Source organism: Variovorax sp. VNK109 (assembly GCF_049445855.1).
Lineage (GTDB): Bacteria > Pseudomonadota > Gammaproteobacteria > Burkholderiales > Burkholderiaceae_C > JAGOCV01.
In genome coordinates this window covers 366,746-392,892 of sequence record NZ_JBMSDV010000002.1, presented here as the reverse complement: position 1 = coordinate 392,892, position 26,147 = coordinate 366,746, and the positions used below count along the sequence as shown (strand labels likewise).

Annotated in this window: 26 protein-coding genes and 1 tRNA gene; 11 read left to right on the top strand and 16 right to left on the bottom strand. The window is 63.3% G+C overall.

Going from position 1 to position 26,147, the window contains the following annotated elements; genetic code table 11:
* Positions 1-11 precede the first annotated feature (11 nt).
* The gene (locus ACO2Q9_RS09410; RefSeq protein ID WP_423310559.1) at positions 12-1,019 is read right to left on the bottom strand and encodes a TRAP transporter substrate-binding protein; all 1,008 of its coding nucleotides are present in this window, start codon (positions 1,017-1,019) and stop codon (positions 12-14) included.
* 92 nt (positions 1,020-1,111) lie between these two features.
* Here ACO2Q9_RS09410 and ACO2Q9_RS09405 point away from each other — a divergent pair, with 92 nt between their 5' ends.
* A complete protein-coding gene (locus ACO2Q9_RS09405; RefSeq protein ID WP_423310557.1) occupies positions 1,112-1,933 on the top strand; it encodes an IclR family transcriptional regulator in 822 nt (273 codons plus the stop codon).
* A gap of 27 nt (positions 1,934-1,960) precedes the next feature.
* On the opposite strand, the gene ACO2Q9_RS09400 is transcribed toward ACO2Q9_RS09405, so the two are convergent.
* Both ACO2Q9_RS09400 and ACO2Q9_RS09395 read right to left on the bottom strand, forming a co-directional pair.
* The gene (locus tag ACO2Q9_RS09400; RefSeq protein WP_423310555.1) at positions 1,961-2,680 is read right to left on the bottom strand and encodes a hypothetical protein; all 720 of its coding nucleotides are present in this window, start codon (positions 2,678-2,680) and stop codon (positions 1,961-1,963) included.
* A 19-nt stretch (positions 2,681-2,699) separates the two neighbouring features.
* The gene (locus ACO2Q9_RS09395) at positions 2,700-3,728 is read right to left on the bottom strand and encodes a TRAP transporter substrate-binding protein (RefSeq protein WP_423310553.1); all 1,029 of its coding nucleotides are present in this window, start codon (positions 3,726-3,728) and stop codon (positions 2,700-2,702) included.
* Between the two features lie 161 nt (positions 3,729-3,889).
* Between ACO2Q9_RS09395 and ACO2Q9_RS09390 the strand changes: the two genes are divergently transcribed.
* Positions 3,890-4,756 carry an IclR family transcriptional regulator gene (locus ACO2Q9_RS09390; protein ID WP_423310551.1) on the top strand — a complete coding sequence of 289 codons (867 nt, stop codon included), beginning with the start codon at positions 3,890-3,892 and terminating at the stop codon, positions 4,754-4,756.
* 67 nt (positions 4,757-4,823) lie between these two features.
* Here ACO2Q9_RS09390 and ACO2Q9_RS09385 read toward each other — a convergent pair.
* From ACO2Q9_RS09385 to ACO2Q9_RS09330, 12 genes are all read right to left on the bottom strand, one after another.
* Positions 4,824-4,900, bottom strand: a tRNA-Pro gene (locus ACO2Q9_RS09385).
* Positions 4,901-4,936: 36 nt separating this feature from the next.
* A complete protein-coding gene (locus tag ACO2Q9_RS09380) occupies positions 4,937-5,386 on the bottom strand; it encodes a MerR family transcriptional regulator (RefSeq protein ID WP_423310549.1) in 450 nt (149 codons plus the stop codon).
* A gap of 128 nt (positions 5,387-5,514) precedes the next feature.
* Positions 5,515-5,886, bottom strand: coding sequence for an integration host factor subunit alpha (locus tag ACO2Q9_RS09375; protein ID WP_423311232.1), 372 nt, complete (start codon positions 5,884-5,886; stop codon positions 5,515-5,517).
* A complete protein-coding gene (gene pheT / locus ACO2Q9_RS09370; protein ID WP_423310547.1) occupies positions 5,883-8,327 on the bottom strand; it encodes a phenylalanine--tRNA ligase subunit beta in 2,445 nt (814 codons plus the stop codon). Before pheT ends, ACO2Q9_RS09375 begins: the two co-directional genes overlap by 4 nt.
* A 21-nt stretch (positions 8,328-8,348) precedes the next feature.
* On the bottom strand, positions 8,349-9,404 hold the full coding sequence (gene pheS, locus ACO2Q9_RS09365; RefSeq protein WP_423310544.1) for a phenylalanine--tRNA ligase subunit alpha: 1,056 nt from the start codon (positions 9,402-9,404) through the stop codon (positions 8,349-8,351).
* 128 nt (positions 9,405-9,532) lie between these two features.
* Positions 9,533-9,892 carry a 50S ribosomal protein L20 gene (rplT, locus tag ACO2Q9_RS09360; RefSeq protein ID WP_423310542.1) on the bottom strand — a complete coding sequence of 120 codons (360 nt, stop codon included), beginning with the start codon at positions 9,890-9,892 and terminating at the stop codon, positions 9,533-9,535.
* A gap of 26 nt (positions 9,893-9,918) precedes the next feature.
* Entirely contained in the window at positions 9,919-10,122 is a 204-nt protein-coding gene (gene rpmI, locus ACO2Q9_RS09355) for a 50S ribosomal protein L35 (protein WP_423310540.1), read from the bottom strand.
* Between the two features lie 172 nt (positions 10,123-10,294).
* Positions 10,295-10,888, bottom strand: a complete 594-nt coding sequence (infC, locus tag ACO2Q9_RS09350) for a translation initiation factor IF-3 (RefSeq protein WP_423311230.1) — start codon at positions 10,886-10,888, stop codon at positions 10,295-10,297.
* Positions 10,889-10,972: 84 nt separating this feature from the next.
* Positions 10,973-12,880: a threonine--tRNA ligase gene (gene thrS, locus ACO2Q9_RS09345; protein ID WP_423310538.1), complete on the bottom strand. Its 1,908-nt coding sequence runs from the start codon at positions 12,878-12,880 to the stop codon at positions 10,973-10,975.
* 185 nt (positions 12,881-13,065) lie between these two features.
* Entirely contained in the window at positions 13,066-13,245 is a 180-nt protein-coding gene (locus ACO2Q9_RS09340; protein ID WP_423310536.1) for a hypothetical protein, read from the bottom strand.
* Positions 13,246-13,372: 127 nt separating this feature from the next.
* Positions 13,373-14,680 carry an isocitrate lyase gene (aceA, locus tag ACO2Q9_RS09335; RefSeq protein WP_423311228.1) on the bottom strand — a complete coding sequence of 436 codons (1,308 nt, stop codon included), beginning with the start codon at positions 14,678-14,680 and terminating at the stop codon, positions 13,373-13,375.
* A gap of 282 nt (positions 14,681-14,962) precedes the next feature.
* Positions 14,963-15,403, bottom strand: coding sequence for a gamma-glutamylcyclotransferase family protein (locus ACO2Q9_RS09330; RefSeq protein ID WP_423310534.1), 441 nt, complete (start codon positions 15,401-15,403; stop codon positions 14,963-14,965).
* 80 nt (positions 15,404-15,483) lie between these two features.
* Between ACO2Q9_RS09330 and ACO2Q9_RS09325 the strand changes: the two genes are divergently transcribed.
* Both ACO2Q9_RS09325 and ACO2Q9_RS09320 read left to right on the top strand, forming a co-directional pair.
* On the top strand, positions 15,484-16,341 hold the full coding sequence (locus tag ACO2Q9_RS09325; RefSeq protein WP_423310532.1) for a DMT family transporter: 858 nt from the start codon (positions 15,484-15,486) through the stop codon (positions 16,339-16,341).
* A gap of 332 nt (positions 16,342-16,673) precedes the next feature.
* Positions 16,674-17,126: an SWIB/MDM2 domain-containing protein gene (locus tag ACO2Q9_RS09320; RefSeq protein ID WP_423310530.1), complete on the top strand. Its 453-nt coding sequence runs from the start codon at positions 16,674-16,676 to the stop codon at positions 17,124-17,126.
* Positions 17,127-17,186: 60 nt separating this feature from the next.
* Here ACO2Q9_RS09320 and ACO2Q9_RS09315 read toward each other — a convergent pair whose 3' ends face one another.
* Positions 17,187-18,881 carry a thiamine pyrophosphate-binding protein gene (locus ACO2Q9_RS09315; RefSeq protein ID WP_423310528.1) on the bottom strand — a complete coding sequence of 565 codons (1,695 nt, stop codon included), beginning with the start codon at positions 18,879-18,881 and terminating at the stop codon, positions 17,187-17,189.
* A 119-nt stretch (positions 18,882-19,000) separates the two neighbouring features.
* On the opposite strand from ACO2Q9_RS09315, the gene ACO2Q9_RS09310 reads away from it, so the two are divergent.
* The 7 genes from ACO2Q9_RS09310 to ACO2Q9_RS09280 all read left to right on the top strand — a co-directional run bounded on the left by ACO2Q9_RS09310 (position 19,001) and on the right by ACO2Q9_RS09280 (position 26,144).
* Complete coding sequence (locus ACO2Q9_RS09310; protein WP_423310526.1) at positions 19,001-19,651, top strand: TetR/AcrR family transcriptional regulator; 651 nt, start codon at positions 19,001-19,003, stop codon at positions 19,649-19,651.
* 78 nt (positions 19,652-19,729) lie between these two features.
* Positions 19,730-20,737 (top strand): Bug family tripartite tricarboxylate transporter substrate binding protein, encoded by a 1,008-nt coding sequence (locus tag ACO2Q9_RS09305; protein ID WP_423310524.1) that lies wholly within the window; start codon positions 19,730-19,732, stop codon positions 20,735-20,737.
* 40 nt (positions 20,738-20,777) lie between these two features.
* The gene (locus ACO2Q9_RS09300) at positions 20,778-21,278 is read left to right on the top strand and encodes a tripartite tricarboxylate transporter TctB family protein (RefSeq protein ID WP_423310522.1); all 501 of its coding nucleotides are present in this window, start codon (positions 20,778-20,780) and stop codon (positions 21,276-21,278) included.
* A gap of 15 nt (positions 21,279-21,293) precedes the next feature.
* The gene (locus tag ACO2Q9_RS09295) at positions 21,294-22,805 is read left to right on the top strand and encodes a tripartite tricarboxylate transporter permease (RefSeq protein ID WP_423310520.1); all 1,512 of its coding nucleotides are present in this window, start codon (positions 21,294-21,296) and stop codon (positions 22,803-22,805) included.
* Positions 22,802-23,632 carry a sugar phosphate isomerase/epimerase family protein gene (locus tag ACO2Q9_RS09290; protein ID WP_423310518.1) on the top strand — a complete coding sequence of 277 codons (831 nt, stop codon included), beginning with the start codon at positions 22,802-22,804 and terminating at the stop codon, positions 23,630-23,632. The genes ACO2Q9_RS09295 and ACO2Q9_RS09290 overlap by 4 nt, the downstream gene beginning before the upstream one ends.
* Positions 23,629-24,990 (top strand): hypothetical protein, encoded by a 1,362-nt coding sequence (locus tag ACO2Q9_RS09285; protein ID WP_423310516.1) that lies wholly within the window; start codon positions 23,629-23,631, stop codon positions 24,988-24,990. Before ACO2Q9_RS09290 ends, ACO2Q9_RS09285 begins: the two co-directional genes overlap by 4 nt.
* A gap of 182 nt (positions 24,991-25,172) precedes the next feature.
* Complete coding sequence (locus tag ACO2Q9_RS09280; RefSeq protein WP_423310514.1) at positions 25,173-26,144, top strand: tripartite tricarboxylate transporter substrate binding protein; 972 nt, start codon at positions 25,173-25,175, stop codon at positions 26,142-26,144.
* Positions 26,145-26,147: the final 3 nt, after the last annotated feature.

Below are 26,147 nucleotides of genomic sequence, written 5' to 3'. Positions count from 1 at the left end.
TTTGCTTTCGCTTACTTGCGGATGCGGGCCAATTCGTCGTTGTAGAGCTTGACGATGGCGGGGTCGTAGGTGGCGGCGAACTTGTCGGTCACCGGCTTGGCGATCTGGCGCATGCGGGCTTGCTCCGCCGGCGCGACTTCGTTGTACTGCATGCCCTTGGCCTGGAGTTCACCGACGGCCTTCGCTGCGGCAGCGCGGCTCACCTGGCGCTGGTAGCCACGCGCTTCGTTGGCGGCTTCATTCATCATGCGTTGCTCCGTGGGCGACAGGCGGTCCCAGAAGCGCTTGCTGACCAGCATGATGTTGGCTGCGTACACGTGGTTGGTGGCGCTGACGAACTTGTTCACTTCGAAGAACTTGTTCGACAGGATCACTGCGAACGGGTTTTCCTGGCCGTCCACAGCCTTGGACTCCAGCGCACCGTAGAGCTCGGTGAAGGGCATCGGCACGGGGTTCGCGTTGAAGGCCTTGAAGGTTTCCAGGAAGACCGGGTTGGGAATCACGCGGATCTTCACGCCACTCAGGTCTTCAGGCTTATTGATGGGATGCTTGCTGTTGGTGACGTTGCGGAAGCCCAGGTCCCAGTAGCCGAGCGCGACGAGGCCCTTCTCCGGCAGCTTGGCGATCAGTGCCTGGCCGAGCGGGCCGTCCAGCAGTGCATCGGCCTGCGCGAAGTTGGCCACGGCGAACGGGAAATCGACGAGACCGAATTCCTTCACGATACCGGCCAGCGAGCTGGTGCTGGGCGCCGACATCTCCTGTACGCCGCCCTGCAGCGCAGACTGCTGCTGCAGTTCGTTGCCCAACTGGTTCGACGGATATTCCTGCACCTTCAGCTTGCCGCCGCTCTTGGCAGCCAGCAGTTCGGCGAAGCGCTTCACGCCGAAGCTGACCGGGTGATCGGGGTTGTTGAGGTGGCCGAACTTGATGGTCCGTTCCTGCACGTCCTGTGCGCTGACGCTGAAGGAAATGAATGCGGCAAGGGATGCGGCAAGCGCCGCGCGAGCGAATTTCTTCAAGGTTGTCTCCTGTGAAAATAAAAATGGAATCTGATTCCAGTTGGAATTCTATTCAAGAATTTCGATATGATGCAATCTGTTTCGGAGACCCCATGGCCAACGCGCTTGTCCGTTCATTCCAGATCGTCGAATACCTCGCGGCTCGCCCCGAGGGCATGCCCATGGCCTCCATCGCGGACGAGCTGGGCATTCCGCGCAGTGCGTGCCACCGCGTTCTGGTCGAGTTGATCGAGTGCGGCTATGTGCGCCAGATGCGGGAGCACGGCGACTACGCCTTGACCACCAAGCTCGCGGCGCTCGGCCTCAACTACCTGAGCAGCTCCGGCATCATCGACATCGCGCAACCGATCATCGACCGCATGGCCACGATCTCCGGTGAGCTCGTGCGCCTGGCCATCGTCGACGGCGAGCGACTGACCTTTGTCGCCAAGATGCAGGGCGCGAAAAGCGGCCTGCGCTACGACCCCGACACCGGCACCGACGTGCGACTGTCCTGCAGCGCGGCCGGTCACGCCTGGCTGTCCACGTTGCCCGAGGAACGTGCGATGGAGATCGTGTTGCACCAGGGCTTCGGCAGCGCCGAACAATTCGGACCGAAAGCGCCGACGACGATGGCGCAGCTCTCGCGCATCTTCAAGGAAACACGCAAGCGCGGCTTCAGCATGATCAACGAGATGTTCGCGCCGGGCATGTCCGCCATGGCCGCGCCGGTGCAACGGGAAGGCGAAGCCGCGATCGGCGTGATCACCATCGCGGGACCGAACGTGCGCCTGACCGAAGCGCGCATGCTGGAGCTCGGTGCGCCGCTGCTGGCCATGACGGCCGAACTCGCGATGGCGAGCCGGGCATCGCCGATCTTCGTGCGCAGTGGCACCAGAAGCGGCGCCGGCGGAACGAAAGCAGCACTCGCCTGAAGACCTGCGGGCGGCGGACGACGTCATTCAGGCTGCTCTTGCCGCTGCGCCCAGACCGCTTGCAAGCGGAACGTCGGCGCGGCTCAGGCTGGCCGACAGGCTGAAGACCTGCCGCTCGACGCCAGGCTTTGCGCCAGCCGCCAGCAAGACCCCGTCACTCAACGCATCGTTCCCGAGCGCCTGCAACGCCTCGGCGCTGTAACCCGACACCAGCACGATCCAGTCTGCCGTCGCGTCGCCGCCGCGGATACGCTGCTCCGTCGTCTGCACCGCGCCGGGGAACGGCATGGTCTCCAACAGGTGCGCGCCCGAGAGGCCACGCGTCATCGGCAGCGCCTGCAAGGCATCGCGCAGCCAAGTGCGCAAGGCGGACTCGCGCCCCTGGGACGGCGACAACCGCAGCGTGAGCAGATGGCTGCACAAGCCGCCGCCGTGGCTGGTCACCACCTGCGTGAGGCTGCGCACCATGCGCTGGTGATGCGGCATCATCTTCTGCGACCACGGCGTCGGGTTGTTGAGCCGCGCGAGGTAGTCCGCTCCCATGAGCACCAGCGGCGTCTCGAGCTCGTACATCACGAAGAACCCAGTCGCGTTCGCGGTGCTCGCCCAGCGCGAGCCACGCTCGAAGCCGGGAATGCCCAGGCGCTCCGGCAGGTGCTCGTGCGTATGCCAGTCCAGAAACTCCTCGCGCTGGTCCGTCGCGATGTGCCACCACATTGCGACGGCCGCCTGTCCTTGCAAAGCCATCTTCGCCTGACCGGTCGCGTTACTGCTTCGTGGCGCGCAGGCGTGCCAGTTCTGCGTTGACTTCCTGCACCAGCGCCGGGCCGACTTCGCCGCTGAACTTCTCGACGACGGGCACGACTTTCTGGCGCAGGCGCGCAAGTTCCGCCGCAGACAGTTCGTTGACCTGCATCGTCTTGCGCAGGCCTTCGATCGCCCTGGCTTCGGTCTGCTGCGAGATCCTGCGTTCTTCGGCACGTGCTTCGTCGGCGGCGGCCTTGATGATGCCCTGCTCACGCGGCGAGAGCGAGTCCCACGTCTTCTTGCTCATGAGCAGCGGCATGCCGGTGTACACGTGACGCGTGATGGACAGGAACTTCTGCACTTCGGCGAACTTGGCGGATTCGATCACGCCGACCGGGTTCTCCTGCCCGTCCACGGCCTTGGACTCGAGCGCGCCGTACAGCTCGCCGAAGGTCATCGGCACGGGGTTGGCACCAAGCGTGTTGAACAACTCGAGATAGATCGGCGAGGCGATCACGCGGATCTTCAGGCCCTGCACGTCTTCCATCTTGGTGATGGGGCGGCGGCTGTTCGTCATGTTGCGGAAACCGAGGTCCCAGATGCCCAGGCCCACGAGGCCATGGTCCTGCAGGCGTGCCTGCAGGCGCGTGCCGACCGGGCCGTCGGAGATCGCGAATGCTTCCTGCGGCGTGCCGAACAGGAACGGGAAGTCGAAGATCATGAAACCCTTGTCGATGCCTGCCAGCAGGCCGGTCGCCATGGACGTGAAATCGAGCGTGCCACCGCGCACGGCCGACAGGTTCTGCGGATCGCTGCCCAACACGGCATTGGGGAACAGCGTCACCTTCAGTTTGCCCTCGCTCTTCTGCGCCACGAGGTCGGCAAATTTCTGTGCACCCTGCCCCAGCGGATGGTCCTTCGCCAGGCTGAAGGCGAAGCGCAGGTTGCGCTCCTTGATGTCCTGCGCCAGGGCGGGCGCGGCTGCGCACAGCATGGCGGCCGCGGCAACGGCACCGATGAGGCCACGCCTCCAGTTCATAGCATTCATGTCTGTCTCCATGTGTCTGGTTGAATTTCGCCGGCTCTTGCCGGCCGCGAAACGAATGCTAGGGACTCGACCTCGATCCACAAAAGAAAAGTGGATCGTGTTCATTTCGTGAATAGAATTCACGTTTTCAACGCGGTCTGACGGCCTGTAGAGGAGCAAGCATGAGCAGTTCTGTCGAAAAGTCGCTTCTGCTGCTGCAGTTCCTGGCCGATTACCCGGACGGCGTGCCGCTGGCGCAGATCGCCGACGAAATGAACCTCACGCGCAGCGGCTGCCATCGCCTGCTGGGCGAACTCATCCGTTTCGGCTTCGTGCGGCAGACACGCATGCACGGCGATTACGCACTCACCACCAAGCTGGCCGCGCTGGGCCTGAGCTATCTGAGCAAATCCGGTGTGGTGGACATTGCACAGCCCCTGCTCGAACAACTGGCCGAGAGCACGAAGGAACTCGCGCGCCTGGCCATCGTCGACGGCGAGCGCCTCACGCTCGTCGCCAAGGCGCAGGGCTCGCGCTCTGCGCTCAAGTACGACCCCGACATGGGCACGGACCTGCAGTTGTCCTGCAGCGCGGCGGGTCACGCCTGGCTGATGACCATGCCCGAAGACGAAGCACTCGAGATCGTCGCGCGGCAAGGCTTCGGCAAATCGCCCGACTTCGGCCCCAACGCGCCCAAGGGAGCAAGCGGTTTGCTGAAAATGCTGCGCGAGCATCGCAAGCGCGGCTTCAGCCTGGTGCGCGACATGTTCACGCCGTGGATGAGCGCCATCGCCGCGCCAGTGCGCTCGCGCAGTGGCGCCGTGGTCGGTCTGGTTGTCGTGGCTGGCCCCTCGGTGAGGTTGTCCGAGCAGAAACTGCTGGAGATGGGCCCCGCCCTCCTCGCCACGGCCAGCGAGCTGGCGCAGGCGACGTCGGCGTCGGCACTGTTCCCCAAAGCCACGCTGTCGGGCGAGGTGGCGACGCAACCCGCATCACGGCAACGCGCGGCCGGCGAACTGCGCAAGAAAAGCCATACCTTGCGTGGATGACCCCGGAAATTCAGCCCGCAGAAATGACAAAGGGTTAGTAGCAGACTGCTACTAACCCTTTTCAATATGGTCGGCGTGGCGGGATTCGAACTCGCGACCCCTTGCACCCCATGCAAGTGCGCTACCAGGCTGCGCTACACGCCGATGAGCCTCAGATTATAACGCGGCCGAAGCCGTCATTCAGTGTGTGGCGGACAGGAGATCGCGAATTTCGAACAATTCGCGTCGCAGTTGCACGAGCTTCTGCGTGAGCGTGGAATCCATGCCGTCCACGGTCTCGTCGAAATCATCGAAGGCCGCATCGTCTTCCACCTCGATGACGTCAACGCCGTCAAGCGCCACTTCGCCGTTGCGACGTTTGTCGCGCTCGAGCTGCACAAGCTCCTGCAGCTTGTTGCGGGCACCGCTGATGGTGAAGCCCTGGTCGTAGAGGAGGTCGCGGATGCGGCGGATCATGAGCACCTCATGATGCTGGTAATAGCGGCGGTTGCCGCGCCGCTTCATGGGCCGCAGTTGCGTGAACTCCTGCTCCCAATACCGTAGCACGTGCGGCTTGACGCCGCACAGGTCGCCGACCTCACCGATGGTGAAGTAGCGCTTTGCCGGGATTGGAGGGAGATCTTTCTCCATTGAAATCAATGTTGTACAGGGGAAAGTTTCGAGGTTACTCTAACTTTACCCGACACGCAAAGACTTCAGCGCAACGGTGAGATTGCGCGACAAAAGGCGTGGCCGAAAGGCCAAAACGGGAAAAAAGATCAATCGCCCGAGGAGTCCGCCGCCTGCCCGTTGCCCTGGATCTGCTCCTTGAGCTTGTGGCTGGCGTGGAAAGTGACCACACGGCGCGCCTGGATCGGAATGGCCTCGCCGGTGCGCGGATTGCGCCCGGGGCGCGGGGCCTTGGTGCGGATCTGGAAATTTCCGAAGCCGGAGATCTTCACATCGCGGCCATCCACCAGGCTGTCGGACACGAGATCGAAAAACGCGTCGATCATGTCCTTGGACTCACGCTTGTTCAGGCCGATCTGCTCGAACAGCAACTCGGCGAGTTGCGCCTTGGTCAGTGCCGGGGTTTCCAGGCTTTCAACGGTGAATTCCATGGGGTCCTCCTGTTGTTCTCTTCCGCTCAGCTGCGCAGACGCGCGCCGGTCTGCTCGGCAAGGCTTTGCACCACCGCCTGCACGGTCGATTCGATCTGTTGTTCGGTCAGTGTGGCTTCGTCGCTGTTGAGCGTCAAGCGCACGGCCATGCTCTTCTCTCCCGCGGCGGGGCCGGACGACGGCGCAACCTGCCCGGCCTTGACCTGCGGTCGGTACACGTCGAACAGCAGCGCATCGCGAAGCAGGCCAGCGACAGGCGCAGCGTGTATCGCACCCATCAACGACGAGTGACTCACGGTATCGGCCACGATGAGCGCCAGGTCTCGCTCCACGGACTGGAAGCGCGCGACCGGCGAAGCAACGGGTATGTCCCTGCGCAACACGGCATCGAGCGACAGCTCGAACAGCACGGGAGCCTGCGGCAACTCGTAAGACTGACGCCAGCGCGGATGCAGTTCACCCACGAAGCCGATCGGCTGGCCATCCACCAGCACACGAGCCGAACGGCCCGGATGCAGTGCGGGATGCTCCGCCGCCTCGAACACAGGCTCGATCGGCCACAGCAGCGCTTCAACATCACCCTTGACGTCGTAGAAATCGGTGCGGCCTTCCTTGTTGCCCCACTGCAGGCCGTCGGTATCGCCGTAGGCCAGACCCGCCACCAGCATGGGCTGGCGGATGCCGGCCACTGTCGTGTCGCTGGTCGCGACAGTGGCGTCACGCATGTACACACGCCCTTGCTCGAAGATGCGAACACGCGTTGCCTTGCGGTCGAGGTTGAAGCGAAGCACCTGGATCAACGAGCCGAGCAGCGATGAGCGCATCACGCTCATCTGGCTGGCGATCGGGTTGAGCAGGCGGATCGGGTCCTTGTTGCCTGCAAGTTCGGCTTCCCACTGCTCTTCGACGAAGCTGAAGTTGATGGTTTCCTGGTAGCCAAGGCCTGCGAGCGCATGACGCACTGCGAAGCGACTGCGCTGCGCCTCGGTGCGAACACGCGCGGTGATGGGCGCAAGCGGTGGTGTGGCAGGCAGGGCGTTGTAGCCGATGATGCGCGCGACTTCCTCGATGAGGTCTTCCTCGATCGACAGGTCGAAGCGGTAAGGCGGTGGCGTGACGGTGAGGGTTCCCTGCCCCTCGGCAACGTCCAGCCCCAGGCGGCGCAGCGCGCCAGCGCATTGCTCCTGCGTGAGCGGCATGCCAATGACCTTGGCCGCTCGTGCAACGCGCAGCGTCACCGGCTTGGCTTCGGGCAACGACAGCGTCTGGTCGTCGATAGGGCCGCACACCGTGTCGGGCGTGCCACAGATATCGATGATCAGTTGCGTGATGCGCTCGATGTGCTCAACAGTCAGGCTCGGATCGACGCCGCGCTCGAAACGATGGCCAGCGTCGGTGGAAAAGTTGAAACGGCGCGAACGGCCCTGCACCGCCAGCGGCCACCAGAAAGCCGCCTCGACGTAGATGTTCTTCGTGTCGTCGGACACGGCGGTGGCGTCGCCGCCCATGATGCCGGCGAGCGACTCGACCTGCACGTCATCGGAGATGACGCCGACCTTTTCATCGACGGTGATCGTGTTGCCATTGAGCAGCTTGAGCTGTTCGCCCGGCTTGCCCCAGCGCACGTCGAGCGCCCCGTGGATCTTGTCCAGGTCGAAGATGTGGGACGGGCGGCTGTACTCGAACATCACATAGTTCGAGATGTCCACCAGCGCGGTCACGCTGCGCTGGCCGCAACGGGCGAGGCGATCGACCATCCACGCCGGCGTGGCCGCCTTGGTGTTCACGTTGCGGATGATGCGGCCGGAGAAGCGGCCGCAAAGATCGGGCGCGCTGACCTTCACCGGCAGCACATCCTTCGAGCCCGTCTTCACCGGCGCGATGGCGGGCGTGTTCAGCGGGGCACCAGTCAATGCCGAGACTTCGCGTGCCACGCCATAAACGCTCAGGCCATGCGCCAGGTTGGGCGTGAGCTTGAGCGTGAAGACGGTGTCGTCGAGCTGGAGCACGTCGCGGATGTTTGCGCCGATGGGTGCTGCCGCGTCGAGCTCGAGCAGGCCGCCATGGTCGTCGTTCAGCTTGAGTTCGCGCGCCGAGCACAGCATGCCCTGGCTTTCAACGCCGCGAAGCTTTCCCAGCTTGATTGCAAACGGCTTGCCGTCTTCACCCGGCGGCAGTTCGGCACCCACCAGCGCACAAGGCACCCTGATGCCGACGCGCGCGTTGGGCGCACCACAGACGATGTTGAGCAAGGCGCCCTGCCCCACGTCCACCTGGCACACGCGCAGGCGATCGGCGTTGGGGTGCTGCACGGCTTCCTTGATCTCGCCGACCACCACCTTGCTGAAAGGCGGTGCGACCGGATGCAGGTCTTCGACCTCCAGACCGGCCATGGTCAGCGTGTCGGCCAACTGGGCCGTCGTCAAAGGCGGGTTGCAGAACTCTCGCAACCATGATTCCGGAAATTGCATATCCTGGATCTCGTTTCGTTTTTATTGGAACTGGCGCAGGAAACGGATGTCGCCGTCGAAGAACAGGCGCAGATCGTTCACGCCATAGCGCAGCATGGTCAGGCGGTCCGGACCCATGCCGAAAGCGAAGCCGATATGGCGCTCGGGGTCGAGGCCCATGTTGCGCACCACCTGGGGATGCACCTGACCGGAGCCCGCCACTTCGAGCCAGCGGCCGGCCAACGGGCCGCTCTGGAACTGGATATCGATCTCGGCGCTCGGCTCGGTGAACGGGAAGAAGCTGGGGCGGAAGCGCAGCACGAGGTCATCGCTTTCGAAGAACGTGCGGCAGAAATCGGTGAAGACGACCTTCAGGTCCTTGAACGAAACGTTCTCGCCCAGCCACAGGCCTTCGCACTGGTGGAACATCGGGGAGTGCGTGGCGTCGCTGTCGACGCGGTAGGTGCGACCCGGCGCGATGACCCGGATCTCGGGCATCGTCCCGCCGGCCTTCACGAGGTCCGCATGCTTCTTGATGTGCTGGTGCGCATAACGGACCTGCATCGGGCTTGTGTGCGGACGCAGGTTGTACGGAATACCGTCGTCGCCCTTCATGTCCACGTAGAACGTGTCCTGCATGGAACGCGCCGGGTGGTTCGGCGGGTTGTTCAGCGACGTGAAGCTGTACCAGTCGGACTCGATCTCGGGGCCGTCGGCCACGTCGAAGCCCATGCTGCCGAAAATCTGTTCGATGCGCTCCATCGTGCGGCTGACCGGATGCAGGCCACCCGCCTGACGGCGGCGGCCGGGCAGCGTGACGTCGAGCGCCTCGGCCTTGAGCTGGATGTCGAGTTCGGCATCGGCCAGCGCCTGGCGGCGGGCATTCAGCGCGGCTTCGACCGCCTGCTTGGCCACGTTGACGGCCGCGCCGCGGGTTTTCTTCTCCTCGACCGACAGCTGGGCCATGCCCTTCATCAGTTCGGTGATGCGCCCCGACTTGCCCAGGTACTGGGCCTTGACGTTCTCCAGATCGGCGGGCGTGCCAGCCTTGCTGAAGGCGACTTTCGCTTCGTCGACCAGGGTGTCCAACTCGTTCATCTTTGAATTCGTGAAAGGAAGCGTGAAAAAAAAGAAAGGGCTGAAGCCTGCAAGCCTCAGCCCTTGTGGTTTGCTTGTGAATTCCGCCGCCGGTGTGAACAGGTCACGCCGGCAGCGTCATCGTGCGATCAAGCAGCCAGCTTGGCCTTGACTTGCTCCACGATGCTGCCAAAAGCAGCCTTGTCGTGCACCGCGAGGTCGGCCAGCATCTTGCGGTCGATCTCGATGGATGCCTTCTTGAGGCCGTTGGCAAACTGGCTGTAGGTCAGGCCCATTTCACGCGCGGCGGCGTTGATACGGGCGATCCACAGCTGACGGAATACACGCTTCTTGGCACGGCGGTCACGGTAGGCATATTGCCCAGCCTTCATCACCGCTTCTTTGGCGATGCGGAAGACATTGCCGCGGCGACCGCGGAAACCCTTGGCCAGGGCCAGGACCTTCTTGTGACGTGCGCGGGCAGTAACACCACGTTTGACGCGAGGCATATCAGTTCTCCTTGTTCGTCAGTTGATCAAAGGCCTTGCAGGGGCAGCATCTGTGCCATGTGACCCATGTTGGTCTCATGAACAGAAACGGCTCCACGCAGGTGGCGCTTGTTCTTGGTGGTCTTCTTGGTCAGGATGTGACGCTTGAAGGCTTGACCGCGCTTGACGGTACCACCCGGACGAACGCGAAAACGCTTTTTCGCGCTGCTCTTGGTCTTCATTTTGGGCATTGAATGCTCCTTCTCGTTTGTGCTCGTGAGGCGCTGCGAACCTGACGCAGACTTGTTGGCCCCGAGCCACTTGGTTTGCTGCACGGCCCTTGCGGACCATGCAGTTCGCGGATGCTTGCGCATCCGCAGGGAACCGGCTGGCGACCAACCTGCCGGAACCCCTTTTTTCTCTTCAGGCCGCTTGCGTGGCCTCGGCGGGTTTGCCTGCGGCTGCGCCCGACTTTTTCTTGCCCGGCGCGATCATCATGATCATCTGCCGGCCTTCGAGCTTGGGAAACTGCTCGACGACAATCAGGTCTGCCAGGTCGTCACGGATGCGCTGCAACAGCGCCATGCCGATCTCCTGGTGCGTGATCTCGCGGCCACGGAAGCGCAGCGTGATCTTGCATTTGTCACCCTCATCAAGAAAGCGCTTGATGTTGCGCATCTTGATGTTGTAGTCACCATCGTCGGTACCGGGCCGGAACTTGATTTCCTTGACCTCGATGACCTTCTGCTTCGATTTCGCCTCGGCCGCCTTTTTCTGTTCCTGGTATTTGAACTTGCCGTAATCCATCAAACGGCAAACCGGCGGGTTTGCGGTGGCGGCAATTTCAACCAGATCCACGTCGAGTTCACCGGCCATGCGCAGGGCTTCTGCGAGGCTGACGATGCCCAGTGGTTCGTTTTCAGGCCCGCTCAGGCGGACCTCCGGGGCCATGATTTCCCGGTTCAGACGGTGTTTGCGTTCTTCGCGCTGGCGGCGATCACGAAATTCAGTAGCGATGGTTCAAATCCTTGAAAAAACTGCCGCCCGAAGGCGGCGCCTGCAGTCACCACGACGCGCTCGCGAGGCCTGCTTCAGGAAAGCTCAGACCTTGCTGGCAATATCGCCCGAAATCTTCTGGAGGAATGAATCGAGGGACATGACTCCGAGGTCTTGGTTACCCCGGGCGCGCACTGCGACTGCGCCTGTCTCCTTCTCTTTCTCGCCCACGACGAGGATGAAAGGGAGCTTTTGCAACGAATGCTTCCGTATTTTATACGTAATTTTGTCGTTGTGCAGGTCCAGATCAACTCTAAGCCCTTGATTTTGCAGCCTTTTGGCAACTTCCGCGGCATATTCGGCCTGCGATTCGCTGATATTGAGCACCGCCACCTGCACCGGAGCGAGCCAGGCAGGCAATGCACCGGCATGATTCTCGATGAGCATGCCGATGAAACGCTCCAGACTCCCGACGATGGCCCGGTGCAGCATGACGGGGTGTGCCCGCCCGCTCGTCTCCGTGACGTATTCGGCATCAAGGCGCTCTGCCATGTTGAAGTCCACCTGCATCGTGCCGCACTGCCACTGGCGCCCGAGCGCGTCCTTGAGCGTGTATTCGATCTTCGGCCCGTAGAAAGCACCGTCACCCGGGGCAATCACGAAATCCACACCCGAAAGGCGCAGCGCTTCCATCAGCGCGCCTTCGGCCTTGTCCCACAGCTCGTCCGAACCGATGCGGTGCTCCGGGCGCGTGGCCACCTTGTAGAGGATGTCCTTGAAACCGAAGTCGGCATAGACCTGGAGGAGCTGCCCCGTGTAGGCCACGCACTCGTCCAGGATCTGGTCTTCCGTGCAGAAGATATGACCGTCGTCCTGCGTGAAGCCACGCACACGCATGATGCCGTGCAGCCCTCCCGAGGGTTCGTTCCGGTGGCACTGGCCGAATTCGCCGTAGCGGATCGGCAGGTCACGGTAGCTGCGCAGGCCGGACTTGAAGATCAGCACGTGGCCCGGGCAGTTCATAGGCTTGAGCGCGTACTCACGCTTTTCGCTCTCCGTCGTGAACATGTTGTCGCGGTAGTTCTGCCAGTGCCCCGTCTTCTCCCAGAGGCTCTTGTCCAGGATCTGCGGTCCCTTGACCTCCTGGTAGCCCGTGTCGCGGTAGACGCCGCGCATGTACTGCTCGACCACCTGCCAGATGGCCCAGCCCTTGGGGTGCCAGAACACCACGCCGGGTGCCACGTCGTCGATGTGGAACAGGTCGAGCTCACGGCCGAGCTTGCGGTGGTCGCGCTTCTCGGCTTCCTCGATGCGCTGGATGTATGCATCCAGATCCTTCTTGTCGGCCCACGCCGTTCCGTAGATGCGCTGCAGTTGCTCGTTCTTCGCATCGCCTCGCCAGTAGGCACCGGCAAGCTTGGTCAGCTTGAAGACCTTGAGAAAGCGCGTGTTGGGCACGTGAGGGCCGCGGCACATGTCCACGTATTCCTGATGGTAGTAAAGGCCCATCGCCTGCTCGTCGGGCATGTCCTCGACGAGGCGCAGCTTGTAGTCTTCGCCCCTCGACCTGAACACCTCGATGACCTCGGCGCGCGGCGTCATCTTCTTGACGACGTCGTAGTCCTGCGCAATCAGTTCGCGCATGCGTTGCTCGATGGCCGCCAGATCTTCCGGCGTGAACGGGCGCTCATAAGCGACGTCGTAGTAGAAGCCTTCGTCGATCACCGGGCCGATGACCATGCGGGCCGTCGGATACAGCTGCTTCACGGCGTGCCCCACGAGGTGGGCCGTGGAGTGGCGGATGATCTCCACGCCCTCCTGGTCACGCGGCGTGATGATCTGCAGCTTGGCGCTGTGATCGATGACATCGCTCGCGTCGACCAGCTTCCCGTCCACCTTGCCGGCAACGGTCATCTTGGCAAGGCCGGGGCCGATGGCCTTGGCGACATCGGCCACCGAGACAGGACCAGGAAATTCGCGTTTCGAATTGTCGGGAAGCGTAATCTGGATCATGGGGAATATTTCCGGAAACAAAAAAGCGCGGTCAGGGCCGCGCTTTGGAGTGGAGGAGAAAAACCGGGTCGCGCAGCTACTGACCCAGAGGGCCGGTGAAAACATTCACTGTAGTTCGCGGTGTCATAACCGGATTGCCTTTCTCGCTCTTGCAGATGGCCCGCGTGCGCGGGTGCCGACGGATTCTACCTTGCCGCAGGCCCGTCGACGAAACCGAGGCCCTGACAGGCCGGGCACTGGGTGATGACGGTCTGCTTCTCGACTTCGAAGTTCTCGTTGATGTTCTCGCTGTCGATGCGCAGCTCGCCACTGCCGTTGCAGTCGGGGCAGGACTTGTGCATGAATGCTGTGGTTCCCTCGCTCATGGCTCTCTCCGTTATGGGGGGCCCGTTCACTTTACGCTTAAACGCGCGAATAAAAAAGCCCGGCCGGAGCCGGGCTTGCGGGACAGGGAAATTCCGTGAAACAGATCACGCAACCCGCGCCGCGCGTTCAAGCCGCCTTGTGCGAATCGAAGAACTGGGCGTCTTCGGTCGAGCCCTTGAGCGCAGCCGTGGAAGCCTGGGCTTCGATGGTGGTGGTCACCGCGTCGAAATAACCCGTGCCCACTTCGCGCTGATGCTTCACGGCGGTGAAGCCACGCTCGGCAGCGGCGAATTCGGCCTGCTGCAGTTCCACGAAGGCGCTCATGTTGTTGCGCGCATAGCCGTAGGCCAGGTTGAACATCGAGTAGTTCAGGCTGTGGAAGCCAGCCAGCGTGATGAACTGGAACTTGTAGCCCATCGCACCCAGTTCCTTCTGGAAGCGCGCGATCGTCGCGTCGTCCAGGTTCTTCTTCCAGTTGAAGCTGGGCGAGCAGTTGTAGGCGAGCAGCTTGCCCGGGAACTTCGCGTGGATCGCGTCGGCAAACGCCTTGGCGAACGCCAGGTCGGGCGTGCCGGTTTCGCACCAGATCAGGTCGGCGTACTCGGCGTAAGCCAGACCACGGCTGATGGCCTGTTCCAGACCATTGCGGCTGCGGAAGAAACCTTCCACCGTGCGTTCACCGGTGAAGAACGGCTTGTCGTTTTCGTCCACGTCCGTGGTCACCAGATCGGCAGCTTCGGCATCGGTACGGGCCAGCAGCACGGTCGGCGTGCCCATCACGTCGGCAGCCAGACGGGCTGCCACGAGCTTGGAGACGGCTTCGCGCGTCGGAACGAGCACCTTGCCGCCCATGTGACCGCACTTCTTGGCAGCGGCCAGTTGATCTTCGAAGTGGACGCCGGCGGCGCCGGCTTCGATCATCGCCTTCATCAGTTCGAAGGCGTTCAGCACGCCGCCGAAGCCCGCCTCGGCATCGGCCACGATGGGTGCGAAGAAGTCGGTGAAGCCTTCGTCGCCGTGGCTTTTGCCTTCGCTCCACTGGATCTGGTCGGCGCGGGCGAAGGTGGCATTGATCTTCTTCACGACCTTCGGCACCGAATCCACCGAATACAGCGACTGGTCCGGATACATCTCGCCATTGCTGTTGGCATCACCGGCCACCTGCCAGCCGGAAAGGTAAATGGCCTTGAGGCCGGCCTTGACCTGCTGCATGGCCTGGTTGCCGGTCAGCGCACCCAGCGAATTTACGAAAGGCTCCGTGTTGATCAGGTTCCAGAGTTTCTCGGAGCCGCGCTTGGCCAGGGTGTGCTCGATCTGCAGCGACCCGCGCAGACGGACCACATCGGCCGCGGTGTAGCCACGCTTGATGCCCTTCCATCGGGGGTTTTCAGCCCAGTCCTTCTCCAGGGCTTGAATCTGTTGCTCGCGGGTCAGTTGGGTCCAGTTGGTCATGATTTTCTCCAGAAGTTGAGGGGGCACCGGGTGCGTCGCCGAATGCAACGCTCTGGAGAAACTTTAAGTCTTATAGAAGACCTGCGAAGCTCTTATGTCTTATAAAAGACTAAAAATAAATCCAATTAAATCAATGATCTATTTTTATTTTTCTCATCATGAAATGATTTTTCTTGCATTGAGAAAAAATGGCGCGGCGCAGCATTGCGCCCTTCCGCATTACGGAATGGGCCTGACGCCTGTGAAATGCAGGATGGGATCGCCTCAAAGATAACGGTCGCGCACCCAGTCGCCACCCGGAATGACCGGCCTTCCGTCCACACGGTCCGGATTGATCTCATAGACGAAGCAGGCGACGGACACGCCACCTACCTCAACATCGATGTCGCGCTTGAAGTACTCGTTGGTCTGTTGCGGGTACAGCTCCTCGATCTCGTCGAGCACGCGCTCGAGTTCTGGCGTCACCGCATACACCTCACCCTCCACAAAGCCCTGTCCACCCAATGTCACGCCGGGATAGCGCCCCAAGTGGTACATCGTTCCGCCAATGCGCCCCATACCGATGAAAACAGGCGCGGGCTTCAAGCGGTTGATGTCGTTGTCATCGCCGCGGCGCAGCGTTCCATAGACGAAGACATGACGGCGGGCAGCGGCTGCTTCAAGGGGGGCTTCAGGCATGATCGGTTCTTCGAGAAATTTCTGCACCGAGTCTAGTGAATCCCTCGCCTGCTCCTGACGGGACATCCGCACATCCCCGCCGACTGCTCGCCTATGGATGCCTCGCGTTGAGCATGTCGCTGGTCGGCAGCTACGTCGCACTGTCCAAGCCACTGGCGCTGGCTTTCCCGATCTTCCTGCTCGCATGGCTGCGCTTCGGCATCGGTGCCATCGCCATGGTGCGCTGGTTGCCGAAGCCGGCTGGCGAGCCACCGCTTTCACCCGGCGTGCGCAAACTGCTCTTCCTCGAATCGTTGTTCGGCAACTTCCTCTTCTCCATCTTCATGCTGTTCGGCGTGAGCATGACGTCAGCGGTATCGGCAGGCGTGATCATGGCATCCATGCCTGCCGTGGTGGCGGTGCTGAGCTGGCTGCTGCTGCGTGAACGCATCGGCCTGCGCATCTGGGCGGCCATCGTCTGTGCGGTCGTCGGCATCGGGTTGCTCGGCCTGGCGAAGCCGCAGCACGATGCAGCGCCTGGCGACAGCACATCATGGCTGGGCAACCTGCTGATCTTTGCAGCCGTGGCCTGCGAAGCCATCTATGCCGTCATCGCGAAGAAGCTCACCGGCGTGCTCGGCCCCAAGCGCATCACGTCCATCATCAACCTCTGGGGCCTGGTGCTCATGACGCCTCTGGGTGCCTACGCAGCCTGGCACTTCGACTTCCATTCGGTGCACGTGAGCATCTGGGTGCTGCTCGTGTTCTATGGGCTTGCCGCCAGCGTCTGGACGGCCTGGCTCTGGATGACAGGTCTGCGTGCGGTACCGGCATCGCAGGCGGGTGTGTTCACGGTCATGCTGCCGGTCAGTGCGGCGCTTGTCGGCGTCATCGCCCTGGGCGAGAGCCTGTCGCTGCTGCAGGGCCTGGCGTTCGCTGCTGCGCTCGCTGGCGTGGTGCTCGCCACGTTGCCCACCCGTCACTGAGTGCACTCTTCGCGCGCCGGATTTCCGTGTCGTGGCGCGATGTTGATGACGATAGCTCCCACGCCGGATGAACACCTGCGACCCACTGCGACACACAGGATGCGTACATGCCTCATGGCAGGCAACGCGCAAGGCACCACGCGGTACCGGCTTCCCGCGCGTTTTCAGAGGGAAAAACACGTTGAAACGAACGCGAAAAAAACAACACGACAGAGTGAAAAATTGCGTTTTCCGCTTGGAAACGCGTTTTTTCTCCTATAGCATCCGCACTGCCAGTGGAGAGAAGCAGTATTTCGCTGGTGATCAATCAACTTCTAGAAGGAAATTCAACCATGGCAACTGCGAAGAAAGCTGCAGCGAAGAAACCCGCTGCCAAGAAGGCTGCACCGGCGAAGAAGGCTGCTCCCGCCAAGAAGGCTCCGGCGAAGAAGGCCGCTCCGGCGAAGAAGGCTCCTGCAAAGAAGGCCGCGCCGGCGAAGAAGGCTGCTCCCGCCAAGAAGGCTCCGGCGAAGAAGGCTGCTGCTCCCAAGAAGAAGCGCACCCCCAACGCTGCATTCATGAAGCCGCTGACCCCCAGCCCGGCACTGGCCGCAGTAGTCGGCTCGGCTCCGCTGCCCCGCACCGAAGTGGTCAGCAAGCTGTGGACGTACATCAAGAAGAACGGTCTGCAAGACAAGGCCAACAAGCGCCTCGTGAACGCCGACGCAAAGCTGAAGGAAGTCTTCGGCAAGGCACAGGTCTCGATGTTCGAGATGGCTGGCCTGATCGGCAAGCACGTCAAGTAATTCGCGTTCCGGTACCCCGGTACCTCGCGAAATCAAAGGCCGGCTCCATGCCGGCCTTTTTCATTTCCGCTTGTCGAGCGCCGCCTGGCGGATCGCGCTGAGCGTGCCGCGCGTGGTGATCACTTCCGGATCGAACACGGCCTCGATCAGCGTGCCGTTGGGGCGCGCGAGCGCGGCAAGCAGCAGCGGCTCGAATTCTTCAGTGCGCGTCATGCGCACACCGTCGTAACCGTAGGCACGTGCAAGCGCCGCGAAATCCGGGTTCTGCAGGTGCGTTGCGCTGATGCGCTCCGGATACTCGCGCTCCTGATGCATGCGGATGGTGCCGTACATGCCGTTGTTGAGCAGCAGCACGATGCTCTTTCCACCGTGCTGAACAGCCGTCGCGAGCTCCTGCCCGTTCATGAGGAAATCACCGTCCCCTGCAATCGTGAAGGCCGTGCGACCTGTTGCGATGGACGCGCCGATCGCGGCAGGCACGCCGTAACCCATCGCTCCGGAGGTCGGAGCAAGCTGCGTCTTCAACCCTTTCGCGAGCCCGTGATGCCTGAAGAAGCGGTGGATCCAGCTCGCGAAGTTGCCTGCGCCGTTGGTGAGCACGGCATCCTGCGGCAGGTGCCTCTGCAAAACAGCGACGATGGCGGGCATGTCGATGTCGCCCGGCAGCGGTTGCGGCACCAGGTTCGCCTCGTAATCGGCATGGACCTGCGCGGCCCAGTCGGCCCAGGGCACGGACGGCGGCGCTGTCAGCACTTCGAGCGAACGCGCAGCCGCATTCATCGTCGCATGGATCGCGAGATCGGCCTGGTACACGCGACCGAGTTCTTCCGCGCCCGCATGCACGTGCACGAGCTTCTGCTTCGGTCGAGGCGCTTCGAGCAACGTATAGCCGCCCGTGGTCATCTCGCCAAGCCGCGGGCCGAGCGCGATGACAAGGTCGCTGTCCTTGATGCGCTGCGCAAGCCGCGGATTGATGCCGATACCCACGTCGCCCGCATACAGCGGATGGTGGTTGTCGAACGTGTCCTGGAACCGGAAGGCATTGGCAACCGGCAACTGCCAGTTCTCTGCAAAGCGCTGCAGCGCCTGCGCGGCCTGCGGCGTCCAGCCGCCACCGCCAGCGATGACGATGGGGCGCTGCGAAGCGAGAAGCATCGCGCGCAGGCTGCGCAGCGAGCCCGGATCGCTCCAGGCCTGCACGGCGTCGATGCGCGGCATCGGTTCGACGTCCACCGGCTGCGTGAGCATGTCTTCGGGCAGCACGACCACCACCGGGCCGGGGCGTCCGTTCATCGCCGTTGCGAAGGCGCGCGCCACGTACTCGGGGATGCGGCGGGCATCGTCGATGCGTTCCACGCGCTTGGCCATGCCCTTGGTGGAAGGGCCGAAGAACGCGGCGAAGTCCACTTCCTGGAAGGCTTCACGATCGCGCGTGTCGCTGGCCACATCGCCCACGAACAGCACCAGGGGCGTGGAGTCCTGCCACGCGGTGTGGATGCCAATGGACGCATTGGTCGCACCGGGGCCGCGCGTCACGAAGCAGACGCCCGGCCGGCCCGTGAGCTTGCCGACGGCCTCTGCCATGAAGGCCGCCCCGCCCTCTTGCCTGCACGTGATGAAGCGGATGCGGTCGGCGTACGAATGAAAGCCGTCGAGCACGCTGAGGAAGCTTTCGCCCGGCACGCCGAATGCATGGGTCACGCCCTGGGCTGCAATACATTCGACCAGCAGATGGCCCGCGAGTTGTTGAGTCATGATGCACGAGTACGGAGTTGATTCATTATCTGCAGATTGCGCCGATGATCCTGCCCTGCGGGTCGTCCCGCTTGTATTAATTCACCAAACAGTTAACTTCAGCGCAACAAGATCCCACGATGGCCCCCAAGAAAACACCCCAGCCGGAACCTCGTGGCCGCGATGCAGACCGCTCGCAGGCCGCGATCCTGCTCGCCGCGCGCGACGAGTTCGCCCGCTACGGCCTGGCCGGCGCCCGTGTGGACCGCATCGCCGAGCGCGCCGAGGTGAACAAGCGGCTGATCTACTATTACTTCAGCAGCAAGGACGACCTGTTCCTTGCCGTGCTGGAACATGCGTACCGCCACATCCGCGAGGCCGAAGCGCAACTGCACCTGCGCGACATGGCGCCCGCCCAGGCCATCCGCCGGCTCACCGAATTCACGTGGGACTATTACCTCGCCAACCCCGAGTTCCTCACCCTGCTCAACAGCGAGAACCTGCACCAGGGCCGCCATGTCGTTCGCTCGTCGCGCGCCAGGGAAATGAATTCGCCGCTCATCGAGACACTGGCCGAGATCCTCGAACGCGGGCGCGCCGAAGGCCTTTTCCGCGGCGGCATCGACGCGCTGCAGCTGTACGTATCCATCGCCGGCATGGCGTACTTCTACCTGTCCAACAACTACACGCTCTCGGCCATCTTCGGCCGCGACCTGATGACACCCAAGGCGAGACACGAGCGCCTCTCGCACATGTGCGACGTGATCCTAGGGTATGTCCTGAGAAGCTGAGCGCCGGCGCGCATTGACCCACAGGCGGCAGTCCCCGCAGAATTCACTTGATAGTGAATTAAACGAGGAGACAACGCCATGACTCATGCTTTCAAAGTTCGCGGTCTGCTGACTGCGGCCCTGCTTTCCGTCGCCGCTACCGGCGCTTTCGCCCAGTGGAAACCCACCCGCCCGATCACCTTGATCGTGCCCTGGGCCGCAGGCGGCTCCACCGACCAGGTCACCCGTGTGGCCGCTGCCGAGGTGGAGAAGCACCTGGGCCAGAAGGTCGTGGTGATGAACCAGCCCGGTGCGTCCGGCTCGGTCGGCACCAAGAACGCCGTGGAAGCGCCGAAAGACGGCTACACCTGGACCGCTGGCGCGGCCAAGGACCTGGGCACCTACAAGGTGCTCGGCATGCTGGACACGTCCATCAGCGACTGGAACCTCTACCTCACCGTGGCGCACGTCTCGGTGGTCGGTGTGAACGCCGACACGCCCTACAAGACGATGACCGAACTGCTCGACGCCATGAAGGCCAAGCCGGGCACCATCAGCGTCGCCACTGCGGGTGTGAATTCGAGCGGCCACTCCGCCATCGAGGCCATCGCACGCGCAACCGGCACGAGCTACAAGCACGTCACCTATGACGGCGGCAACCCCGCCGTGGTGTCCACGCTGTCAGGCGAAACGCAGGTCACCACGCAGCTGGCCGCTGAGCAGACCGACATGATCCGCGCCAAGAAGATCCGTCCGCTGGCCGTGGTGAGCGACAAGCCGCTGACCATCGAAGGCTATGGCACCATCCCGCCGCTGTCGCAGTTCGTGCCCGGCTTCAAGGACCCGATCAACTACTTCGGCCTGTTCGTTCCGAAGGGTGTTCCCGCCGAAGTGACGCAGACGCTCAACAAGATCTGGGCCGAGCAGATCGCCAAGGGCGACGCGCTGAAGAAGTATGCGGAAAGCCGCGGCGCGATGTTCGCCGGCCAGTCCGGCGACGAAGCGCAGAAGCTCGTGATGCCGGCCATCCAGTCCTACGCGTGGGTGCAGCAGGCCGCCGGCAAGGCCAAGGTGTCGCCCGACACCATCGGTATCCCGAAGCCCTGACGCAGGCACCAGCAGTACAACTCAGAGCAAAGCGAAGAACATGAGCGAGGGTGGTAAGACTGCCCGCTCCGACATCATTGGCGGAGCGGGCTGGATTGTTTTCGGGGCATTGGTCCTGGTCGAATCCCTGCGGATGGACCGGTTCACGCAGATGGGCGCGACGCTCTACACCATGCCGGGCTTCATGCCCGGGCTGATCGGCTGTGTGCTGATGCTGCTGGGTGTCATCCTGATCATGCGCGGCCTGGGCAGGCGCAAAAGCGAAGCAGCCCAAGCCGGCGACGCCATCCCGCCCGCTGCGCTGATCAACCGGCGCACGGCGTACACACTGGCCCTCTGCCTGGTCTACGCATGCCTGCTGATCGGGCGCGTGCACTTCATCGGCGCCACTGCGGTCTTCGTCGCCGCGTTCGTCTGGCTGTTCACCCCGGAAGGCGTGACACCGCGCAAGCGCATCATCGCTGCGGTGATGGCGGGACTGGCCACTGCGGTCACGGTCGACCTGGTCTTCGAGGACGTCTTCCTCGTGCGGCTGCCCTGAACGGAGGACGACGCCATGTTTGACGGTCTGATCGCCTTCGGCCACTCGATCGCTGCGTTCAGCACGCCTGCGGTCATCTTCTACGCCCTGCTCTCGTCGCTGGTCGGCGTTGTGATGGGCGCCCTGCCCGGCCTCACAGCCACGATGTCACTCGCGCTGGTGACCACGCTCACGCTCAAGCTCCAGCCCAACGAAGCGCTGCTGATCCTGATCTGCACCTACGTCGGCGCCATCTACGGCGGCTCGCGTTCGGCCATCCTGCTGAACATTCCCGGTACCCCGGCGTCGGCCGCCTCGTGCCTGGACGGCTACGCGCTGGCGCGCCAGGGCATGGCGGGCCGCGCCATGGGCATCGCCACCACCGGCTCGGTGATGGGCACGCTCATCGGCATGTTCTTCTTGGCCGGTTTCACACCCGTGCTGGGCAACATGGCGCTGAAGTTCGGTGCCTACGAGTTCTTCTGGCTCGCACTCTTCGGCGTGCTGATCGCCGGCACGCTCACCGGCGACGATCCGCTCAAGGGATGGATCGCGGGCATCGCGGGCATCTTCATCGCCACGATCGGTCAGGAAGCGCAATATGCCTACGAACGCTTCTCATGGGGCGTGCGCGATCTCGCCGGGGGCATCCAGCTGGTGCCTGCTCTCGTCGGGGCGTTCGGTTTCGCGGAACTGCTCACGGCCATGAAAGAACGTCAGGCCCCCGTGAAAATCAGCGCGTTCGACACCGTGATCCCGCGCGTGAAAGACGTTCTGCAGTACTGGCGCACCATCCTGCGCTCGGGCCTCATCGGCACGGGCGTGGGCATCGTTCCCGGTGTTGGCGAGGACGTGGCCGCGTGGTCGTCCTACGCCGCCGCCAAGCGGGCGAGCAAGGAAAAGGAAAAGTTCGGCAAGGGCTCGATCGAGGGACTGATGGCCGCAGAGACGGGCGACAACGCCTGCGTTCCGGGCGCCATGATTCCGGTGCTCACGCTCGCGATCCCGGGCTCGGCACCTGCTGCCGTGCTGATGGCCGCGATGATCATCCACGGTGTGAAGCCCGGGCCGATGATCATGGTGGAGAACCCGCAGTTCGTCTACGACGTGGTGGCCATGATGCTGTTCGCCACCATCGGCATCCTGATCTACGGCATCGTGCTCACAAAGTTGCTGGTGCAAGTGCTGCGCGTGCCGCAGCACCTCATCGTGCCGATCGTCTTCGTGCTGTGCGTGGTCGGCAGCTTCGCCATCGCCGGCCGCATGTTCGACGTGTACGTGATGCTGTTCTTCGGCGTGCTGGGTTTCTTCCTGCGGCACTATGGCTACCCGATGGCGCCACTGGTGCTGGGCATCGTGCTGGGCGACCTGCTCGAGAAGAACCTGCGCCGCGCGCTGGTGCTGTCGGACGGTGACCTCACGCCGTTCTTCACGCGCCCCATCTCGGCCGCGGTCGCCGCGCTCATCTTCGGCACCATCGGCTGGAAGCTGTACAGCATGCACCGCGCGCAACGAGCCGCGCGCGCGCGCAAGGCTGTCGCAGGATGAAGCTCTCGCTGTGCAATGAGGTGCTGCGGCATCTGCCATTCGACGAGCAATGCCGCGTGGCAGCAGCGCTCGGCTGCCAGGGGCTGGAACTGGCACCGTTCACGCTGGCTGATGACCCGCGCTCGCTCACGGAAGCCGATGCGAAGCGATTCCGCGACACCGCTGCTGCCCATGGACTTGTCATCTCGAGCCTTCACTGGCTGCTGGTGAAGCCGGAAGGCCTGTCGCTTTCCACGCCGGACGACGCGCTGCAGCGCCGCACCGTGGACTTCCTGCGCCAGATGATCGACTTCGCCGCGGCCTGCGGCGCGCAGGTGCTGGTGCACGGATCGCCGAACCAGCGCAACCCGATGCCGGGCATGAGCCTTCAGGACGCGCTTGCACGTGTCGAATCGGGTTGGGCAGCGCTCGCGCCACATGCAGCTGCGGCTGGCGTGGTCTATTGCATCGAGCCGCTGTCCCGCGCGGAGACGAACGTCATCAACACCGTGGCGGAGGCAGCGGCCGTCGTCGACCGCATCGGCTCTTCCGCCATGCGGACCATGATCGACCTGAGCGCGGCGGCGCAATCCGAAACCGAAGCTTCGGACCGCCTGATCTCGCGCTTTCTCGCCAGCGGCCATCTCGCGCACGTACAGGTCAACGACCGCAACCGGCGCGGCCCCGGCCAGGGCGACACGCCCGTCGCCGAACCCCTGCGAGCGCTGAAGGCCGCCGGCTACAAGGGCTGGATCGCCATCGAACCTTTCGACTACCACCCAGACCCGCTCGGCTGTGCGGCCTATTCGGCCGGCCACGTGCGCGGCATCCTCGAGACCCTGACATGACCGCGCCGACCTTGCGCATCCGCGCCATCGAACTGTACGAACGCCCCGTCACGCAGCGGCTGCCGTTCCGCTTCGGCGCGGCCACCGTCACGCGGTGCCCCCAGGCTTTCGTACGCATCCATGCCGATGTCGACGGACATCGCACCGAAGGCATCACCGCCGAGCTCATGGTGCCCAAGTGGTTCGACAAGTCGCCCGCGCTCACGCACGAGCAGAACTTCGAGCAGTTGCGCGAAGCCCTGCGCATCGCGCGTGAGTCGTACCTCGCGCATACGCAGCAGGACAGCCTGTCGCCCTGGCAACTGGCACAGCAGGCCGGCGAAGCCGCCATCGCACAGGCCATGTCGCGCGGTCTGCCCCGTCTCGTCGCCCAGTTCGGCACCGCGCAGCTGGACAAGGCCGTGGCCGACGCCGCACTGCACGCCACCGGCCACTCGTGGGTGGATGGCGTGAGCGCAGGCGTGCTGGGCGACCCCTGGTCCCCGCATATCGACTTGAAGGCCGCCAGTCACGTCACGTTGCGCCACACCGTGGGGCTGGCCGACATCCTGCGTGAAGGCAGCTCGAATGAGCTGCCGCAGGATGGTCTGCCTGCGACGCTCGAGGCTGCCATCCGCCGCTACGGACTCCACCACTTCAAGCTCAAGCTCAGCGGCAAGCACGAGGCCGACGTCGAGCGGCTGACGCAGATCGCCGAGTTGCTGGACGAGCAGGCAGGCGACTACCGGGTCACGCTCGACGGCAATGAGACCTTCACCGACGCGGCGTCGCTGGGTGCGTTCTGGAATGCCATCGTCCCGGAGAAGTCACTGCGCGAACTGCTGTCGCGCACGCTGCTGCTGGAACAGCCGCTGGCCCGCTCCGTCGCACTCCGGGAATCCATCCGTTCACTCGGCATCCGCGTGCCCGTGATCCTGGACGAATCCGACGACCATCCCGAAGCGTTCGAGGAAGGCCTTGCGCTCGGCTACAGCGGCATCTCGAGCAAGGCCTGCAAGGGCATCTACCGCTCGCTGCACAGCGCGGCGCGCGTGGCGAAGGAGCCAGCAAAGCTCCTGCTCTCCGGTGAAGACCTCACCTGCCAGGCCGGCCTCGCCGTGCAGCAGGACACGCTGCTCGCGTCGAGCCTGGGCGTGACGCACATCGAACGCAACGGACATCACTACGTCGACGGCTTCGGCATCGCGCCGGAAGCAGAGTCGCAAGCCTTCGCACGCGCGTTCCACGGCTTCTACAGCCAGACCGGCAAGCCACGCCTGGCCGTCGCCGACGGTCGCTTGTCGCTGGCGTCGCTGCACGTCCCGGGCTTTGCGTCGTCCGCCGCACCGCACTGGGACAGCCTCCAGCCAATTGTCTGAAATATTCACCAATTGGTGAATAAATGCTTCGCAGCCCCTAAGCAGGACAGGCCTTGCTGCAGGGTTTTCACCAATCCTCTCCTTGAGTCGGCAGATTGACTGCGCAATCCCGTGTACTAGAATTCATCTCAATTCACTTGATGGTGAATTAACCATCGAACCCAGATAAACCGGAGACAAGCATGAAATTCACCCGTATTGCCGCGCTGGCGGCATTGGCCGTCGCCACGTCCATGTCCGCGCACGCCCAGGGCAGCTACCCCAACAAGCCGATCCGCGTGATCGTTCCCTTCGCTGCCGGCAGCACGACGGACATCATCGCGCGCGCCATCACCGACAAGATGGGCCAGAGCATGGGCCAGTCCATCGTGGTGGACAACCGTGGCGGCGCGAGCGGCACCATCGGCCAGCAGGCCGTGGCCACGGCTGCGCCTGATGGCTACACGATCATGATCCACTCGTCGTCGCACACGGTGAGCCCGTCCACGTTCGCCAAGCTGCCATTCGACACCATCACCGACTTCGCTGGCGTGACGCCGATCTCCTCCACGCCGAACGTGCTGGTGATCTCGCCCTCCAAGAACATCAGGACGCTGCAGCAGCTCGTCGCTTTCGGCAAGGCCAATCCGGGCAAGCTCAACTTCGCTTCCGCCGGACAGGGCAGCGCCACGCACCTGAACGCCGAGAAGTTCAAGATGGCCGCGCAGATCGATGCGCAGAACATCCCGTTCAAGGGCTCGGCTGAAGCCGTGACCGAAGTGCTCTCCGGCCGCGTGGACTACTACTTCTCGCCCATCGCCCCGGTCATCGGCCAGATCAAGGACGGCCAACTGACCGCCCTGGCCGTGGGTTCGCCACGCCGCGCCAGCGCCCTGCCCGACGTGCCGACCACCGCCGAGTCCGGCGTGCCCGGCTCCGAATTCAACTTCTGGATCGGCATGATGGCCCCGGCCAAGACGCCGCGCGAGATCGTGAACCGCCTGCACGACGAAGTCGTGAAGGCCCTGGCCACACCCGAAGTGAAAGAGCGCTTCATGAAGCTCGGCGCCGACGCATGGACGCTCAAGCCCGAGCAGTTCGACGCCTACATCAAGGACGAAATCAAGAGCAACGCCGCACTCGTGAAGGCCGCCGGCCTGCAAGTGCAGAACTGAAAG

Coding starts and splice junctions, on each gene's coding strand:
- ACO2Q9_RS09285 (WP_423310516.1), top strand. CDS start 23,629: ATGACCGCGCCGACCTTGCGCATCCGCGCCATCGAACTGTACGAACGC.
- thrS (WP_423310538.1), bottom strand. CDS start 12,880: ATGATCCAGATTACGCTTCCCGACAATTCGAAACGCGAATTTCCTGGT.
- ACO2Q9_RS09400 (WP_423310555.1), bottom strand. CDS start 2,680: ATGGCTTTGCAAGGACAGGCGGCCGTCGCAATGTGGTGGCACATCGCG.
- ACO2Q9_RS09405 (WP_423310557.1), top strand. CDS start 1,112: ATGGCCAACGCGCTTGTCCGTTCATTCCAGATCGTCGAATACCTCGCG.
- ACO2Q9_RS09395 (WP_423310553.1), bottom strand. CDS start 3,728: ATGAATGCTATGAACTGGAGGCGTGGCCTCATCGGTGCCGTTGCCGCG.
- ACO2Q9_RS09290 (WP_423310518.1), top strand. CDS start 22,802: ATGAAGCTCTCGCTGTGCAATGAGGTGCTGCGGCATCTGCCATTCGAC.
- pheT (WP_423310547.1), bottom strand. CDS start 8,327: ATGCAATTTCCGGAATCATGGTTGCGAGAGTTCTGCAACCCGCCTTTG.
- ACO2Q9_RS09340 (WP_423310536.1), bottom strand. CDS start 13,245: ATGAGCGAGGGAACCACAGCATTCATGCACAAGTCCTGCCCCGACTGC.
- ACO2Q9_RS09305 (WP_423310524.1), top strand. CDS start 19,730: ATGACTCATGCTTTCAAAGTTCGCGGTCTGCTGACTGCGGCCCTGCTT.
- ACO2Q9_RS09280 (WP_423310514.1), top strand. CDS start 25,173: ATGAAATTCACCCGTATTGCCGCGCTGGCGGCATTGGCCGTCGCCACG.
- pheS (WP_423310544.1), bottom strand. CDS start 9,404: ATGAACGAGTTGGACACCCTGGTCGACGAAGCGAAAGTCGCCTTCAGC.
- ACO2Q9_RS09320 (WP_423310530.1), top strand. CDS start 16,674: ATGGCAACTGCGAAGAAAGCTGCAGCGAAGAAACCCGCTGCCAAGAAG.
- ACO2Q9_RS09315 (WP_423310528.1), bottom strand. CDS start 18,881: ATGACTCAACAACTCGCGGGCCATCTGCTGGTCGAATGTATTGCAGCC.
- ACO2Q9_RS09380 (WP_423310549.1), bottom strand. CDS start 5,386: ATGGAGAAAGATCTCCCTCCAATCCCGGCAAAGCGCTACTTCACCATC.
- rpmI (WP_423310540.1), bottom strand. CDS start 10,122: ATGCCCAAAATGAAGACCAAGAGCAGCGCGAAAAAGCGTTTTCGCGTT.
- rplT (WP_423310542.1), bottom strand. CDS start 9,892: ATGCCTCGCGTCAAACGTGGTGTTACTGCCCGCGCACGTCACAAGAAG.
- ACO2Q9_RS09295 (WP_423310520.1), top strand. CDS start 21,294: ATGTTTGACGGTCTGATCGCCTTCGGCCACTCGATCGCTGCGTTCAGC.
- ACO2Q9_RS09390 (WP_423310551.1), top strand. CDS start 3,890: ATGAGCAGTTCTGTCGAAAAGTCGCTTCTGCTGCTGCAGTTCCTGGCC.
- ACO2Q9_RS09300 (WP_423310522.1), top strand. CDS start 20,778: ATGAGCGAGGGTGGTAAGACTGCCCGCTCCGACATCATTGGCGGAGCG.
- ACO2Q9_RS09310 (WP_423310526.1), top strand. CDS start 19,001: ATGGCCCCCAAGAAAACACCCCAGCCGGAACCTCGTGGCCGCGATGCA.